The 16324-nt window shown below is 72.0% G+C and carries 13 protein-coding genes; 8 read left to right on the top strand and 5 right to left on the bottom strand.

What is annotated here, in order from left to right; genetic code table 11:
• Positions 1–78: 78 nt before the first annotated feature.
• Entirely contained in the window at positions 79–423 is a 345-nt protein-coding gene (locus tag ACIBCM_RS26840) for a hypothetical protein (RefSeq protein ID WP_399247472.1), read from the bottom strand.
• Positions 424–729: 306 nt separating this feature from the next.
• A complete protein-coding gene (locus ACIBCM_RS26835) occupies positions 730–1095 on the bottom strand; it encodes a VOC family protein (RefSeq protein WP_399247470.1) in 366 nt (121 codons plus the stop codon).
• A gap of 307 nt (positions 1096–1402) precedes the next feature.
• Here ACIBCM_RS26835 and ACIBCM_RS26830 point away from each other — a divergent pair, with 307 nt between their 5' ends.
• From ACIBCM_RS26830 to ACIBCM_RS26810, 5 genes are all read left to right on the top strand, one after another.
• Positions 1403–3277 (top strand): methylmalonyl-CoA mutase family protein, encoded by a 1875-nt coding sequence (locus tag ACIBCM_RS26830; protein ID WP_399247468.1) that lies wholly within the window; start codon positions 1403–1405, stop codon positions 3275–3277.
• Positions 3277–5475: a methylmalonyl-CoA mutase gene (scpA, locus tag ACIBCM_RS26825; protein ID WP_399247466.1), complete on the top strand. Its 2199-nt coding sequence runs from the start codon at positions 3277–3279 to the stop codon at positions 5473–5475. The genes ACIBCM_RS26830 and scpA overlap by 1 nt, the downstream gene beginning before the upstream one ends.
• Positions 5476–5488: 13 nt before the next feature.
• On the top strand, positions 5489–6478 hold the full coding sequence (gene meaB, locus ACIBCM_RS26820) for a methylmalonyl Co-A mutase-associated GTPase MeaB (protein WP_399247464.1): 990 nt from the start codon (positions 5489–5491) through the stop codon (positions 6476–6478).
• Positions 6479–6778: 300 nt separating this feature from the next.
• On the top strand, positions 6779–7375 hold the full coding sequence (locus ACIBCM_RS26815) for a putative glycolipid-binding domain-containing protein (protein WP_399247463.1): 597 nt from the start codon (positions 6779–6781) through the stop codon (positions 7373–7375).
• 39 nt (positions 7376–7414) lie between these two features.
• The gene (locus ACIBCM_RS26810; RefSeq protein WP_399247461.1) at positions 7415–8758 is read left to right on the top strand and encodes a 6-phospho-beta-glucosidase; all 1344 of its coding nucleotides are present in this window, start codon (positions 7415–7417) and stop codon (positions 8756–8758) included.
• A gap of 73 nt (positions 8759–8831) precedes the next feature.
• Here ACIBCM_RS26810 and ACIBCM_RS26805 read toward each other — a convergent pair whose 3' ends face one another.
• From ACIBCM_RS26805 to ACIBCM_RS26795, 3 genes are all read right to left on the bottom strand, one after another.
• Positions 8832–9707 carry a GNAT family N-acetyltransferase gene (locus ACIBCM_RS26805; protein WP_399247459.1) on the bottom strand — a complete coding sequence of 292 codons (876 nt, stop codon included), beginning with the start codon at positions 9705–9707 and terminating at the stop codon, positions 8832–8834.
• 120 nt (positions 9708–9827) lie between these two features.
• Positions 9828–11285, bottom strand: coding sequence for an amino acid permease (locus tag ACIBCM_RS26800; protein ID WP_399247629.1), 1458 nt, complete (start codon positions 11283–11285; stop codon positions 9828–9830).
• Positions 11286–11534: 249 nt separating this feature from the next.
• Positions 11535–12488: a hypothetical protein gene (locus ACIBCM_RS26795; RefSeq protein ID WP_399247457.1), complete on the bottom strand. Its 954-nt coding sequence runs from the start codon at positions 12486–12488 to the stop codon at positions 11535–11537.
• 459 nt (positions 12489–12947) lie between these two features.
• Here ACIBCM_RS26795 and ACIBCM_RS26790 point away from each other — a divergent pair, with 459 nt between their 5' ends.
• The 3 genes from ACIBCM_RS26790 to ACIBCM_RS26780 all read left to right on the top strand — a co-directional run bounded on the left by ACIBCM_RS26790 (position 12948) and on the right by ACIBCM_RS26780 (position 16314).
• Positions 12948–13382: a DUF6299 family protein gene (locus tag ACIBCM_RS26790; protein ID WP_399247455.1), complete on the top strand. Its 435-nt coding sequence runs from the start codon at positions 12948–12950 to the stop codon at positions 13380–13382.
• A 1118-nt stretch (positions 13383–14500) separates the two neighbouring features.
• A complete protein-coding gene (locus ACIBCM_RS26785; protein WP_399247454.1) occupies positions 14501–15424 on the top strand; it encodes a MurR/RpiR family transcriptional regulator in 924 nt (307 codons plus the stop codon).
• 719 nt (positions 15425–16143) lie between these two features.
• Complete coding sequence (locus ACIBCM_RS26780; RefSeq protein WP_399247452.1) at positions 16144–16314, top strand: hypothetical protein; 171 nt, start codon at positions 16144–16146, stop codon at positions 16312–16314.
• Positions 16315–16324: the final 10 nt, after the last annotated feature.

The raw sequence follows: 16324 nt of genomic DNA, 5'->3' as shown, positions 1-16324 counted from the left end.
ACGGAGCACCCTCTGACCGCCGCTGTGCCCGTGCGACCGTGCCAACCGCTCGATCCGGCATGTAACCGGCACGCGTACTCAAAGCTCAACGCGCACTCTCACGATGTCGTCGCCAGGTTCTCCGTAGCGCAGGACGACGTGTGCCGGCCGAAACGGGAGCGCGCGCAAGCACGGCTCCATCACCCGGTACAGGGCATCCGCATCAGGGCCATAGGCATAGATCACGACTTCACCGCCACCGAACTCGTTGCCGTCGACCTCACCGACGCCGGCGGCCCTGACCGCGGACTCCGCCGATCGCTCGGCGTCGAAGACCAGCGACCTCTGGTCAGGCTCCCCGAAGCCGTCGCCACCCAGTTGGAAGCGAGCGATCACGGCGTGCTCCGGAGGCGTCTCCGGCGGGTCGACCTGTGTGTCCTTCATGGCAGCACCCTCCCACCGGGCTCTGACAGCCGGCTCCGAACCCGGACAGCCCAGCACACGGCTCTCAGGTCGCCCCCTGCGCGCAGGAGCGCCGCTCACAACCGAGAGCACCGCTCACACACCAGAGCACCGCCCGAGCGAACACCGCTCACAACCGAGAGCACCCCTCACAACCCGGAACACCACCCACACACCAGAGCAGCGCTCACAGCAGAGAGCGCCGCTCCCACAGGTGAGCATCCGTCAGACAGCGCCATACCCCCCTGGCTCCCGGTTCCGGAGGCCATGAGGATCAGCACGAACGGGTCAGCCGCCTTTCGGTGGTTCGTGCAGCCCGAAGGGCGAGCCCTGGTCGTCGTGGCAGAACGTGAAGCGGCCGTAGCGGGCGATCGTCTCCTCGTCCTCGCCGAGGGCGAAATCGTCGACCGTACCGCCGAGTTCGACGACCCGGTCGAGCGCGGCTTTCAGATCGTCGACCCGGAAGAAGAGATACGGACCCGCGCCGGGGTCGTCGCCGTGCACCCCGCCGGGGGCACCGGGCGTACCGATCTCATAGCCGCCGCCCCCGGACACGCCCGGATCGAAGGTCCAGTCGAACAGTGTGCCGTAGAAGGCGCGGGCTCGTTCGGCGTCACCCACGCCGAGTTCGAAGAAGGAGATCTCACCGGCCATGGCGGAGCCCGCCTTCCCTCAGGAGTCCCGTGGTTCCACGATACGGTCCCGCCCCGGGGACCGCACCCGGCTGGTCGCGGCCGCACGGACTCGCCTGCCGGCGGGCGTTCCCCTCCGGCAGGCGTTTCCCTGCCCGCCGCGCGTTCCGCCGTCGCCGGAGCGGCCCGGCGCCGCCGGAGAGCGGACCATCAAGGGATAAAACATCTCATAACCCAATCAAAACATAGATTCACGACCATCGGGGCGAGTGCAAGGTCACAGCGTGTGCCCCTCCTGAACGATTGTGTGCATGACCTAGCATCCGAGCATGACGGTCCTCCCCGACGACGGGTTCTCCCTGGCCGCGGACTTCCCGGACACCTCCCATGAGCAGTGGCAGCGCCTTGTCGCCGGCGTGCTGCGCAAGGCGGGCAAGGACGTTCCGGACACGGCGGCCGAGGAGGCGCTCTCCACGGCCCTGGAGGACGGGCTCACGACCCGTCCCCTGTACACATCGGACAGCGGCGCCACCGCCGCGGGCCATCCGGGCTTCGCCCCCTTCACCAGGGGCGGCAGGCCCGAGGGCGGTGTGCTGTCCGGCTGGGACGTGCGCCAGCGGCACGACCGCCCCGACCCGACGCGTACGAACGAGGCCGTGCTCACGGACCTGGAGAACGGCGTCACCTCCCTCTGGCTCTCCGTCGGTGAGTGCGGGGTCCCCGTCCCGGAGATCGCCACGGCGCTGGACGGTGTCCTGCTCGACCTGGCGCCCGTCGTCCTGGACGCGGGTGACGCGTTCGGCCCCGCCGCGGCGGAGTTGCTGCGGCTGTACGAGAAGCGCGGCATCGAGTCCGCGTCCGGCAACCTCGGAGCGGACCCCCTGGGCCACGCCGCGCGCACGGGCGTCTACGACGGCGTACCGGAGCGCACCGCTGAGGCCGTCGCGCTCGCCCGCCGCGTCCGTGACAGCCACCCGGCACTGCGGACGCTGACCGTGGACGCGCTGCCCTACCACGAGGCGGGAGCCTCGCCCGCGCAGGAGCTGGGCTGTTCCCTGTCGACCGGTGTCGCGCTGCTGCGCGCGCTCAACGACGCCGGGTTCCCGGTCGAGGACGCCTGCGCCCAGCTGGAGTTCCGCTACGCGGCCACCGCCGACCAGTTTCTGACGATCGCCAAGTTCCGGGCCGCGCGCCGGCTGTGGGCGAGGGTCGCCGAGGCGAGCGGCGCGCCCGCCGCGGGCGCCCAGCGCCAGCACGCGGTGACCTCGTCCGTGATGATGACCCGGCGCGACCCCTGGGTGAACATGCTGCGCACGACCGTCGCCTCCCTCGCGGCCGGCGTCGGCGGGGCGGACGCCGTGACCGTACTCCCGTTCGACCACGCCCTCGGTCTGCCGGACGACTTCGCCCGCAGGATCGCCCGCAACACCTCGACGATCCTCGTGGAGGAGTCGCATGTGGGCCGGGTCATCGATCCGGCCGGCGGCTCCTGGTACGTGGAGCGGCTGACGGACGAGCTGGCCCACGCGGCCTGGGAGTGGTTCCAGGAGATCGAGCGCGCGGGCGGCCAGCTCGCCGCGCTGCGCGGCGGCCTGGTGTCCGAGCGGATCGACGCCGTCTGGCGGGCCCGTGGTGCCTCTCTCGCCCGCCGGCGCGAACCGGTCACCGGAGTCAGTGAGTTCCCGCTGCTCTCCGAGGCGCCCGTGGAGCGCGACCCCGCGCCGTCCCGGCCGTCCGGAGGACTGCCCCGGGTACGCCGTGACGAGGCCTTCGAGGGGCTGCGGAGCCGTTCGGACGCGCATCTGGCCGCGACCGGAGCCCGCCCGCGGGTCTTTCTCGCCGCCCTCGGCCCGGCGTCCGCGCACACCGCGCGGGCGTCGTTCGCCGCCAACCTCTTCCAGGCGGGCGGTGTGGAGCCGGTCCACGACCCGGTGACCGTCGACGCGTCATCGGCCGCGCGGGCGTTCACCGCCAGCGGGGCCGAGATCGCCTGCATCTGCTCCAGCGACGCCCTGTACGCCGAGCAGGCGGCCCCCGTGGCCGAGGCGCTCAAGGCCGCGGGCGCGCGCCGGGTGTACCTCGCGGGGCGCCCCGGTGAGTGGCGCGAAAGCTGTGAACGGGCCGGGGTGGACGAGTTCGTCGTCGCGGGCGGCGACGCGGTCGCCGTACTCACCCTGGCACTCGACCGGATCGGAGTGGCGTGATGGGTATCCCCGACTTCACCGAGGTCGCGCTCGGGAGCGGCGCGCCCGCGGGCTCCGAGGACCAGTGGCGGGCGGCCGTCAAGGAGTCCACGGGCACCGGCGCCGGTGATCTGGCGTGGGAGACGCCGGAGGGCATCGCGGTCAAGCCGCTCTACACGGCGCAGGACCTGACGGGGCTGGACTTCCTCCACACCTTCCCCGGGATCGCGCCGTTTCTGCGCGGCCCCTACCCGACGATGTACGTCAACCAGCCGTGGACGATCCGCCAGTACGCCGGGTTCTCCACCGCCGAGGAGTCCAACGCCTTCTACCGGCGCAATCTGGCCGCCGGCCAGAAGGGACTGTCGGTCGCCTTCGATCTGCCGACCCACCGCGGTTACGACAGCGACCATCCGCGGGTGACGGGCGATGTCGGCATGGCGGGTGTCGCGATCGACTCGATCTACGACATGCGGCAGCTGTTCGACGGGATCCCGCTGGACCGGATGAGTGTGTCGATGACGATGAACGGCGCCGTCCTGCCCGTTCTCGCGCTCTATATCGTGGCCGCCGAGGAGCAGGGCGTACCGCCCGAGAAGCTGGCCGGGACCATTCAGAACGACATCCTCAAGGAGTTCATGGTCCGCAACACCTACATCTATCCGCCGGCGCCCTCGATGCGGATCATTTCGGACATCTTCGCGTACACCTCGCAGCGGATGCCCCGCTACAACTCCATCTCGATCTCGGGCTACCACATCCAGGAGGCCGGGGCCACGGCGGATCTGGAGCTGGCGTACACCCTCGCCGACGGCATGGAGTACCTGCGTGCGGGCATCGGCGCGGGCCTCGACGTGGACGCGTTCGCGCCCCGGCTGTCGTTCTTCTGGGCGATCGGCATGAACTTCTTCATGGAGATCGCCAAGCTGCGGGCCGCACGTCTGCTGTGGGCGAAGCTGGTGCGCACCTTCGAGCCGAAGAACGCCAAGTCGCTGTCGCTGCGCACCCATTCACAGACCTCGGGCTGGTCGCTGACCGCGCAGGACGTCTTCAACAATGTGACCCGTACGTGTGTGGAGGCGATGGCGGCGACCCAGGGGCACACCCAGTCGCTGCACACCAACGCGCTGGACGAGGCGCTCGCCCTGCCGACGGACTTCTCCGCGAGGATCGCCCGCAACACCCAGCTGCTGCTCCAGCAGGAGTCGGGTACATGCCGGGTCATCGACCCGTGGGGCGGCAGCGCGTACGTCGAGAAGCTCACGCACGATCTCGCGCGCCGGGCCTGGCAGCACATCGAGGAGGTCGAGGCCGCCGGGGGCATGGCGCGGGCCATCGACGCGGGCATCCCGAAGCTGCGGGTCGAGGAGGCGGCGGCGCGTACCCAGGCGCGTATCGACTCCGGACGGCAGCCCGTCATCGGGGTCAACAAGTACCGCGTCGAGACGGACGAGCAGATCGATGTGCTGAAGGTCGACAACTCGTCCGTGCGCGCACAGCAGTTCGCCAAGCTGCGGAGACTGCGCGAGGAGCGCGACGAGACGGTGTGCCGGGACGCGCTGCGGGCGCTGACCCGCGCCGCCGAGCAGGGTCCGGGCCCCGGTCCCGACGGCAATCTGCTGGCGCTCGCCGTGGACGCGGCACGCGCGATGGCGACCGTCGGGGAGATCTCCGACGCCCTGGAGACGGTGTACGGGCGGCACTCGGGCCAGATCCGTACGATCTCCGGTGTGTACCGCAACGAAGCAGGCGGGTCCCCCTCCGTCGAACGCACCCGGGCGCTCGTCGAGGCCTTCGGCGAGGCCGAGGGACGCCGGCCGCGCATCCTGGTGGCCAAGATGGGCCAGGACGGGCACGACCGCGGACAGAAGGTCATCGCCACCGCCTTCGCCGATCTCGGTTTCGACGTGGACGTCGGCCCGCTGTTCCAGACCCCGGCCGAGGTGGCCCGGCAGGCGGTGGAGGCCGATGTGCACATCGTCGGCGTCTCCTCGCTCGCGGCCGGACACCTCACACTGGTGCCCGCGCTGCGCCAGGAGCTGGCGGCCGAGGGCCGGGAGGACATCATGATCGTGGTGGGCGGGGTGATTCCGCCGCAGGACGTCGACACGCTGATGTCCGAAGGGGCGGCGGCGGTGTTCCCGCCCGGCACGGTGATCCCGGACGCGGCGCACGACCTGGTGAAGACCCTGGCCGGTTCGCTCGGCCACGAGCTGTGAGACCGTGCCCTCCATGCCACCCACGATCGACATCGCCGGTTATGTCAAGGGCGTCAGGGAGGGGTCGCGGGCGTTCATCGCCCGCGCCGTGACCCTCGTCGAGTCCACACGCGCCGATCACCGGGCGCTCGCACAGGAGTTGCTGACCGAGCTGCTGCCGTACGCGGGCGCGGCCCGGCGGGTGGGGATCAGCGGGGTCCCGGGGGTCGGGAAGTCGACCTTCATCGACGCGCTGGGGACTTTGCTCACGGGCCGGGGGCACCGGGTCGCGGTGCTCGCGGTCGATCCGTCGTCCAGCCGTACGGGGGGCTCCATCCTCGGCGACAAGACCCGGATGGAGCGGCTCGCGACCGACCCCGCCGCGTTCGTACGGCCCTCCCCCACGGCGGGCACGCTCGGCGGGGTGGCGAAGGCGACCCGCGAGACGATCGTCGTGATGGAGGCCGCGGGATACGACGTGGTGCTCGTGGAGACGGTCGGCGTGGGCCAGTCCGAGACCACGGTCGCCCAGATGGTCGACACGTTCCTGCTGCTGACCCTCGCGCGGACCGGGGACCAGCTCCAGGGCATCAAGAAGGGCGTGCTGGAACTCGCGGACGTGATCGCGGTGAACAAGGCCGACGGTCCCCATGAGCGGGACGCCCGGGGCGCGGCGCGGGAACTCGCGGGCGCGCTGCGGCTGATGCATCCGGCCGACGCGGCGTGGACTCCCCCGGTGCTGTCGTGCAGCGCCCGGGAGTCCACCGGGCTCGACACCGTGTGGGAGCGGATCGAGCGGCACCGGGCGCTTCTGGAGTCGACGGGACGGCTCGACGGCAAACGCCGTGACCAGCAGATCGACTGGGCCTGGTCGATGGTCCACGAGGAGCTGCGGGAGCGGCTGCGCACGCATCCCTCCGTACGGGCCCTGGTTCCCGGCCTGGAGCGGCAGGTCCACGACGGGGAGCTGACCGCGACCCTGGCGGCGGAGAGGATCCTCGGCGCCTTCGGGGAGCCGCTCTGACGGGTCGCGCTCCGGTTCCGCGGGGGCGGCGCCGACCGGGTGCGGTACGGGACGGGGTCCCGCAGCCCCGCACCGCGGGCGCGCGGTCCTGTAGCCGTGCCGCGCGGACCCGGTCATCGGGCCCTGCCGGGCGGTTCGCTGGCACTGCCGGTCCCGAGGCCGTAGCTTTACCGGCCGGTCGCCGTCCCGAAGCCGTACGCCCGCTCACGGCCCCGAAGCCGTACCGCCCGGTCCAGGCTCACAGGCCCTGCCGCGCGGTCACGGGCCCGGTCGTCCCGTCGCTCTGGCTAGTGTGGTCCCATGACCACCTCACCTGTTCTGACCTGGGAAATCCTGGAGAACCAGGGGTACGAGACCGCCTGGGTCCGCCGGTCGGAGACCAGCCTTCAGGCCCGGGGCCGGGCCGTCGGGATCACCCCGGAGCCGTACTGGATCTCGTACGGCCTGCGGACCGGCGACGGCTGGGTGACGCGTGAGCTGCGGGTGACGGCCGAGTCGGCCGGAGGGGTACGGGAGCTGGTTCTGCGGCACGACGGCGCCGGGCGGTGGACCGCAGGCGGAAAGCCCCGCCCCGACCTCGACGGCGCGCTCGACTGCGATCTCGGGCTGTGTCCGCTCACCAACACCATGCCGGTGCTCCGGCACCGGCTCCACCGCTCGGGTGGCGAGCGGGAGTTCCGCATGGCGTGGGTCTCGGTGCCCGATCTCACCGTGTCCGCGTCGGCACAGACGTACACCCCTCTGGGACGGACCGGGGACGGCGGGGCACTCATCCGGTTCGTCTCCGGCGGCTTCCGGCGCGAGGGGGAGTTCGACGCGGACGGATTCGTCGTCGACTACCCGGAGCCGGCCCGTCTCATCGGTCGCGGTGAACGCCCCGCCCGCGACCACGGGTAGGTTCGGTGCCCAGGCCCCGGAAGTGAAGGCGGTTCAGTCATGAGGCTCACGGTCCTCGGCGGCGGCGGGTTCCGGCTGCCGCTCGTGTACGGTGCCCTGCTCTCCGATCGCGCCGAGGGCCGGATCACGCGTCTGGTCCTGCACGATCTCGACGCCGGGCGGCTGGCCGCCGTCTCCCGGGTCCTCGCCGACCAGGCGGCCGGGGTCCCCGACGCCCCGGAGGTCGTGGTGACGACCGATCTCGACGAGGCGCTGCGCGGCGCCGACTTCGTCTTCTCCGCGATCCGGGTCGGCGGACTGGAAGGACGGGCCGCCGACGAACGCATCGCGCTGGCGGAGGGGGTGCTCGGGCAGGAGACCGTGGGCGCGGGAGGGATCGCGTACGGGCTGCGCACCGTGCCCGTGGCCGTCGGTATCGCGCGCCGGGTCGCCCGGCTCGCCCCCGATGCCTGGGTGATCAACTTCACCAACCCGGCCGGTCTGGTGACCGAGGCGATGGCCCGCCATCTCGGCGACCGGGTCATCGGCATCTGCGACTCGCCCGTGGGCCTCGGACGGCGGGTGGCCCGGGTGCTGGGCGCCGACCCCGACACCGCCTGGTTCGACTACGCGGGACTCAACCATCTGGGCTGGCTGCGCGGTCTGCGCGTCCGGGGCCGCGACGAGTTGCCCCGGCTGCTCGCCGACCCGGAGCTGCTGGGCTCCTTCGAGGAGGGCAGGCTCTTCGGCCCGGACTGGATCCGGGCGCTGGGCGCGATCCCCAACGAGTATCTGCACTACTACTACTTCAACCGCGAGACCGTCCGCGCCTACCGTGCGGCCGGGCAGACCCGGGGGGCCTTTCTGTATGAACAGCAGGCCCGTTTCTACGCGGCGATGGAGCGGCCCGGCACCCCGGCGCTGAAGACCTGGGACGCCACCCGCGCCGAGCGCGAGGCCACCTATATGGCCCACAACCGCGAGGCGGCCGGGGCGGGCGGGCGCGACGCCGCCGATCTGGAGTCCGGGGGGTACGAACAGGTCGCCCTCGCTCTGATGCGGGCCATCGCCCGGCATCGGCGGACCACCCTAATCCTCGACGTCCGCAACCGTGGCTCGCTCTGCGCGCTGGACTCGGACGCCGTCGTGGAGGTTCCGTGCCTCGTCGACGCGAACGGCGCCCATCCCGTCCCGGTGTCCCCGCTGCCGGACCACGCGACCGCGCTGGTGTGCGCGGTGAAGGCCGTCGAGCGGGAGGTGCTGGCGGCGGCCGAGTCCGGTTCGCGGGCCCGGGCGGTGAAGGCGTTCGCCCTGCATCCGCTGGTCGACTCGGTGACCGTCGCCCGCCGGCTGGTCGACGCGTACACCGCGGCCCATCCCGGCCTCGCGTATCTGCGGACCTGACCGGAGGCGGGTGCGGTGACGGATTCCCTCGCGCGCGGCCCCGGCCGGTGCGCCCGGGGCCGCGCCGGGCGCCTCAGCCCAGTTCGAGGGTGGTGGTGCCGTAGACCCGTTCCGCGCGCGTCTCGGGGGCGGGCCCGGTGTACATGCGTACGGTCGGGAACCGGGGCGTCAGCCCCCGCTCCCGTGCGAGTGCCGCGGCCTCGCCCTGGGTCTCGGGCATGTCCACCGCGACGTCCTCCTCGGGGCCGAGGTGGGCGGTGAGGCTCTCCAGGAGCGCCGCCGCGTCCTTGGGGGTGTCGGCGAACAGGGGCCCGACGCGGTGTCCGTCGCGGCCCGGCCGGATCGCACCGTAGCCGGTGACACGGCCGTCGAGCAGCCGGACACGGGCCGTGTGCCCCGGGGCGGTGAGCCAGCGGGCGACGAAGGAGGCGCGGTCGGCGGGAAAGCACTCACGGTCGTACGCGCCGATCGCGGGGAGATGCTCGGGGGTGACGGGGACGACCCCGTCGACGGCGGTACCGGTGCGCGCGGCACGGCCGCCCCAGCGGACGGTCCCGTGGGCGGGGCGGAATCCGGAGCGCCGGTAGTTGGCCTCCTGGGCCGGGACGGCGTCGAGGCCGACCAGCCGGTCCCCGGCGTGCGGGAAGGCGGCGCGCCAGGTCGCGAGGCCGACGCCCCGGCCGCGCAGGTCGGGGCGGACCAGGTAGTGGCCGAGGAAGGCGTACCGCGGCGAGTAGGTGACGATCGACACCGCGGAGACCGGGCTGCCGTCGATACGTCCGATGAAGAAGCCCCGGGGGTCGGTGGGGTGGAAGCAGGCGGCATCGCCGAGGCCCGGGTTCCAACCCTCGGCGGCGGCCCATTCGGCGATCAGGTGCCAGTCCTCAAGGGACGCGGGGGCGACGGTGAGTCCGGTCGCGTCCGCAGTACGGGGGACGGGGTGGGTCATGGGGGGTGTCCGTTTCCCTCAGTTGTCGGTCAGATCGGTTGTCGTTCGGGCTGTCGGTCGGACCGGTCGCCCGTCGGGCCGGTGGGCGGCCGGACCGGTTGGCGTCGGACCGGCCGGCGGTCAGATCAGGTCCATCGCGGCCACTTCGTCGGGGCTGCCGTAACTGACCGGTCCCTGGAAGCGTCTGCGGGCGGTGGCGAACCACCACACCGTGGCTATCAGAAGAACCGCGCCGAGCGCGATCGGCGCGTAGTTGAAGGTGGTGGCGGTGATCGGGGAGACGTGCGGCAGCACGAACAGCGCACTGGTGAACGCGATCCAGCCGACGGCCGTGCGGGCGACGGGCACGCTCCAGCGCCCGAGGCTCCACGGTCCGGGCTCGAAGGCGTCGCCGAGGCGCAGCCGCAGGAAGACGGGGATGCCGTACGCGAGATAGAGCCCGACGACATTGACGCTGACGACCGCGGCGAACGCGGTGTGGGACCACCACGCGGGAGTGATCAGGGCGAGGGAGCAGGCGGCGGCCAGCCAGACCGCCTTGACCGGGGTGCGGGTACGCGGGGAGACCGAGTGCCACAGCCGGGAGCCCGGCATCGCGCCGTCACGGGAGAAGGCGAAGATCTGGCGGGTGTTGCTGGTCATACTGGCGAGACCGCAGAACAGCATGGCTCCGATCACGATCAGCAGGAGCAGTTGGGCGATGCCCGTGCCGAGCGCGTCGACGAGAATCCGCACGGGTGGGGCGGAGGCGCCCGCGGTGGCCGGATAATCGCGGATGGCGTACACGAGAGCCAGGATCAGAGCCAGTCCGACGACGGCTGAGCAGGCAATGGCTCGCATGATGCCCTTCGGTGTGTTGACGGACGCCTTCACGGTCTCCTCCGACATGTGGAAACTGCCGTCGAAGCCGGTGAACGTCCAGCTGGCCACCAGCAGCCCGAGCATTGCCGCGTAAACACCGCTGGTGAAGCCGGTGCCGTTCATGAAATCCGTGGCGAACGAGGCTTCCTGATGACGTGCCGGGATCAGGATGAGACAGGTGACGATCACGGTCGCGCCGATCAGCAACCACCACACCGAGATCCTGTTGAAGATCGCGACCAGCCGTACGGTGTAGGTATTGGCCAGCGCCTGGATCAGCAGAATCGCCGCGGTGATGATCACGGTCCGCCGTCCGGTCACCTCGTAGTGCCGCGGCCAGTGCATCGTGATGTACGCCTGGATGAAGGTGGCGGCGGCATAGCCGGTGGCGGCCGTACGGCCCACCTGCCCGACGAAGTTCAGCCAGCCCGTGTACCAGGACCAGGCGCCCGAGTGGTGCCTCGCGAGCTTGCCGGCGGCGAAGTGCAGGGCCCCGCTGGTCGGGTAGGCGGACGCGATCTCCCCCATCGCAGCCCCGACGGCCAGCACCATCACCGACACCGCGATCCAGCCGAGGATCAGCACCGGCGGACCGCCCGCGGCCATTCCGTAGCCGAAGGCCGAGAAGATCCCGGTGATGACGCTGATGACGGTGAAGGAGATCGCGAAGTTGTCGAAGGCGCCGAAACGCCGGGTGAGCCTTCGCGGATATCCCATGGTGTGCAGGGTGGCGTCGTCGTCGAGAGTGACGGCTCCTCCGTCCCGGTCCCGGTTCCGCGCACCGGAGGAAGCTGTGCGTTCGGACACGGCCGTGTCCTTTCCATGAATGACTGGACAGCCGGGGCGGTGGGGGGTTCGGCCCATGGACGATTCAGTACGTGTTCTTCGTGGTCGTTTTCTCTGTGGTCGATGAATTACTCATCATGTGGGTGCCACGGACCGTGAGTGGAGCACGGGCCGTGCCGATCACTGCGCCGGGACGGGAAGTCCACAGGCGCGCCTCACCTTGGTCAATTGTTCGCCGGGGTCGCCGAAGACACTCCACGGCATGCGCGAAGCGTAGGGCCCCATGGCGACCAGGACTTCACGTGCCTCGAATTCCCTTCTGCCCATATAGAGGGCGTGGGCCAGATAGGACAGATCGAGGACCGGGGTGAAGCGGTAGCCCGACGCCTCGGGGAACCAGCTCTTGTAGCCGCCCATCGCCGTGGTCACCCAGTGCGGCTGCCGCCAGGCGCGCGACGCCAGCAGTGAGCCGGGGTCGTACTCCTCGGCGAGGACGACGAGCGGCAGCAGCCGCAGCGGGGAGGAGGCCGGGGCGCGGTGTCCGAGGAAGGAGGCGACGTCCCTGCGGGCGCTCGCGGAGCCGCCGTTGCGGGTGAAGAAGAAGGCGAGGAACCGGTGGTGGGCCTCCCGGTTCCAGGGGTCGAGCCTGAGGATGCGGGCGAAGAGCTGCCAGGGCCCGGGGGGCGCGGTCAGCAGTCCGTGCGGAGCGGGGTCGCCGGTGCGCCGGACATGCGCGAGCGCCAGCTGGGCCACCCAGGGGGTGGGGTCGTCGGGCAGCATCCGCGCGGCGCGCTCGCAGGCGGCGTTGGCGATGCCGAGGAGGGTGCCGGTGTGCGGGTCCCCCGCGTCGGCGGCACGCAGGGTGCGCAGCATCGCCACCCGGGCCCACAGCAGCGCGGCATCGGGCCCCGGTTCCTCCCCGAGCCAGCGCTCGGCGAGATCGGAGTCGGCCGCCTCGGACGCCAGCACCAGCGAGCGGTGGGCCCTGATGCCGAAATCGTGGCGCGCCTCGCCCAGGATCTGCTGGGAACTGAGATATCGGCCCGCCTTCACATCGACACACGCACGGGCGAGCTGATGGTCGTCAGCCGCCGGATGCCAGACGTACTGACCGTCGAATGAGCCAGTCGGCACGTACACCTCCCCCGTTCCCCCCGGACGACAGCGGTTCCCCCCGCGATGTACCGGCCACCGCATTCCGGCCCGGCCGAATCGGCCGGTTCCCCCCGGATCAGCGGCGGCGGGATCACACCCTACTCATCATCAAGTGAAGGAGAAAATACTCGTCCGGGTATCGGATGAGTTCACTGCGCAGGATGCAAGGGACTCATGGGTAACCGGCATTTGCTCCAGGCACTCCCTATACCACGGGCCGACGAGGATTCCCGCGCCTTCTGCCGCGCCCCCACCCGAAAGAGACCGCGGCGCCACGGACGACCGGTCGGCCGAACGATCCCGCGATCGGTCCCGGGGCGGGGCGGCGGAACCGGCCGCTCGCCCGGCCGGCCCCGGGAACCCGGCACAGGGAGCAGTCGGCTCACCCGCTCGCGGCAGGGCCCGACACCCGGGCCGGGCGCACTCGTTGGGGCGGACATGATCATCACTCGACGGGCGACGCTCGCCCTCTCGCTCTGTACCGCCGCCGTCCTCGGGGCCGGGCCGCTGGCCGGCACCGCCGGGGCGCAGTTCGCCGCCGACACCGTCACGATCGACCCGGGCGGCCGGATCGACGGGGCCGGCGCCGTCACTCTCACCGGCGCCTACCGGTGCTCGCCGCCGCGCGCGGGCACGGTCCTCATCGGCTCCGCCGTGGTCCAGGGTGACAGCAGGGCCGACCTGGAGGGGTCGGTCGCGATCTGCGACGGCCGCGTCCACGGCTGGCGCGGCTCGGGCAGCGCCGGCAAGGCACTCCGCCCCGGGCCCGCGCGGGGGGAGGTGACACTGCTCGAACTGGACACCTCACGCGGTCTGCCGTTCCCCGTGATGCTCGGCACCGGTCGCGGTGAGGTGACCCTGCACCGCGGCTGACGGACGGTCGGCGCCGGTGGAACGCCGGAGCAGGGCGGTGCTGTCGGGGCGGTCGGTCGCCCTTCAACACCTCCCGGATCAGCCGGCCGTCCCGGTGAGCGGGCCCGTCCCCGCGGTCGGCGAGGGTACCGCGCAGCCGCTCGCCACCGGAGCCGATGCCGGTTCCCGATCCCGCGTCGGCGGCCGCCGGACGCGGGCAGCGGTTCGCCGGTGACCACCGCCGGCGCCCGGCGGGCCGTGACGGCCCCGGCCGGGCGAAGGCGACCTCGGCCGGACGGCAGAGGTTCCGCGACGGTGCGGCTCGTCGTGCCGGGGCGTCCGGTCCGGAGAGCGCCGGCCCCTCCGTCCGGCGGGAGGATCGGCCGCCGCGATGGTGTCGGTGAGCCCGTCGCGGGCCCGGGCGGAGGAAGACCGACAGCCGTTCGTCCCCTCGAAGAGCGCGGACCTGGCGCCGGGTAAGGCGGCCACCTCGCCGTAGGGCGCCACGGCACCGGCCGTCCGTGTCCCGGGCGCAACTTCCGGCCCGCGCGAGAGGCCCGCGCGAGAGGCCCGCGCGAGCGTCGCGCCGGAAGCGGGGAGCCGGTCCGGGACGGGTTCACCGCCCCGGAGGACGGGTGAGCCGACCCGTCCGGCCGCCTCCACGGCACCCGCGACCGCCCGGGCGAACAGCGGCTCCGGTCCGTCCGGCACTCCGCCGCCTCCGGTGTCACCCGCGCCCGCCGCGGCGGAGTGCGCCCGGCCACGCCGTACCGGGTCACACGGCCGGCCTGCTCCCCGGACGCCCCGGACCCGGATGTCACCCACCGCCGGGAGCGGAACACCTCGCTCCAGGGGGCCGCCGCCGTGTGGCCGAGGAGTGCCGCAGGGCCCCTCCACCGAGAGGTTCCCCGGGTTAGCACGGCGTGGAGAACGATCGTTCTTCCTACCGCCGTACACTCCCGGCCGGACGGTCGCCGCAACTCAACCCATGCCGCGCCCAAGGGAGTTGGCTTAACGGTCGCCCGTCCACCGGATGTCCGGCATCCGAGACGGGAGTCCGCGGAGGCGGACGGCACCCTCGGAGCGCCGCGGCGACTGGGCTATGTTGAGCGGGAGTGGGACGAGAAGGAGTGACACCGGTGCCATCAGATCAGCAGTCACGCGCTCAGGCGTCTGCGATCACGCCGGGAAGACTGGAGCCCGACGCCGAAGCCGCCCCCACGGACCGGGTTCTCGCCCTGTTCGGCGGCCACCGGCTCTCGCCCGGTCAGCGGCGCATCGCGCAGTACATCACCGACCACCTCACCGAGGCCGCTTTCCTGTCGATCACCGACCTCGCCGAGCGGGTCGGGGTCAGCCAGCCGTCGGTGACGCGGTTCGCCGCGTCGCTGGGCTTCAGCGGCTATCCGGCGCTCAGGGAGGCCCTTCAGCCGATCGCGCTGAGCGCGGTCGCGGGCCTGCCCGACACCCGCGAGGAGATCCGGCGCAATGAGCTCCAGGCCGCCGTCGACGCCGAGATCGAGAACCTGGAGAATCTGCGCCGGGTGCTCGCCGACACCAACCAGGTGCTCGACGTCGGCCGCGAGCTGGCCCGCTCGGTTCCGCTGACCGTCGTCGGCCTGCGGATCTCCGTCTCCCTCGCGGAGTACTTCTCCTACGCCGCGCGCCGGATCCACCCGGATGTGCGCACGGTGACCCGCGGGGGCAGCGTCGCGTACGACACGCTCCTCCAGTCACGGGCGGCGGGCGGGAGCTGGGTCCTGGCGTTCGCGATGCCGCGCCACGCCCACGAGACCCTGGCGGCCATCCGCGCGGCCCGAAGATCGGGCCTGAGGGTCGCGCTGATCACCGAACTGGCGCTCGGCCCGCTGGTGGACGAGGCCGACGAGGTGCTGCTGGCCTCCACCGGCTCGCGGCTCGTCTTCGATTCGTACGCGGCACCCGGGGTACTTTCCGCGGCGCTCCTGCAGGCCATGGCGGATGCCGACCCCCAGCGCACCCAGGCCCGGCTCGAAGACTACGAACAGGCCGCTGAGCAGCACAATTTCTTCATCGAGGACTGACTCCGCGCCCCCGCGCACCCACCCCTTCGCACCCTGAAAGAACAGGACTTTTCACACCTGAACCTGCATGAATTTTTTCATACCCTTGCTTACTCGACGGTATATATATTTACTTCGTGGAGTGACACCGAGATCATCGGATGCCGGAGTCACCCATGCTCTTCAGGAAGGCCACAGCCCGCGAACATGCACATGGCCAATCGCCCCGCCTCGGACGAACCGGGGCGCGGCCTGCTTCCGGAGCCGGCGCCCCTGAGGGGCGGCCCCGCTGCGGTCGGTCACGGCGAGCCCTCGCGGGTCGACGAGAACCGGACACCGGGTAACGACGCAACCTCCTCGCGTCCGCGCCAAGGTGTTCCGTCAGGGCTCCGCCCCCTGCGGATGCCCATCCCGGCGGCCTCGGCCAACCCCTGGGCCGGGGCCGCCAAAATCTTCCGGTCCGGCCGCACCCCGGACCGGCTTCCGGACCCCGGCTGGAGCGGCGACGCGCCCGCTCCGCCCCGGGATCGCCCCGGACCGGCGGTGCCGGTTCGAGTCCCCCGGAACCCCGGACCGGAAACACACCGCCGCCCGTCGGCCGCGCGATCTGCCGTCGGCCCGGCACGTCTGCTGCGCGGTGCTCACCCGTCACCATCCGCTGCCGGCGCGCCCGGCTCCAGGTGCAGCACGGGAGACGCGCCGCACTCCGGACCCGCCGCACGGAGCCGCCGGGGCTCGGGATGTTCGACCAGGCCGCCGGGAACACCATCCGGCTGTACGCGGTGGAACCGGACCGGCTGAACCGACCGGCCCGTACTGTACGGCTGCTGATGGACGCGCTCGCCGACGAGACCCGCCACGAGGGCCCGGGGCGGACACCTGCACAGGAACGCTTCACCCTCACCCGGTAACCGCTCGGTA

This window comes from Streptomyces sp. NPDC051018, assembly GCF_044456085.1.
Taxonomy (GTDB): Bacteria; Actinomycetota; Actinomycetes; order Streptomycetales; family Streptomycetaceae; genus Streptomyces.
The sequence above is the reverse complement of the archived record's forward strand: the minus strand, read 5'-3'. Positions and strand labels throughout refer to the sequence as shown.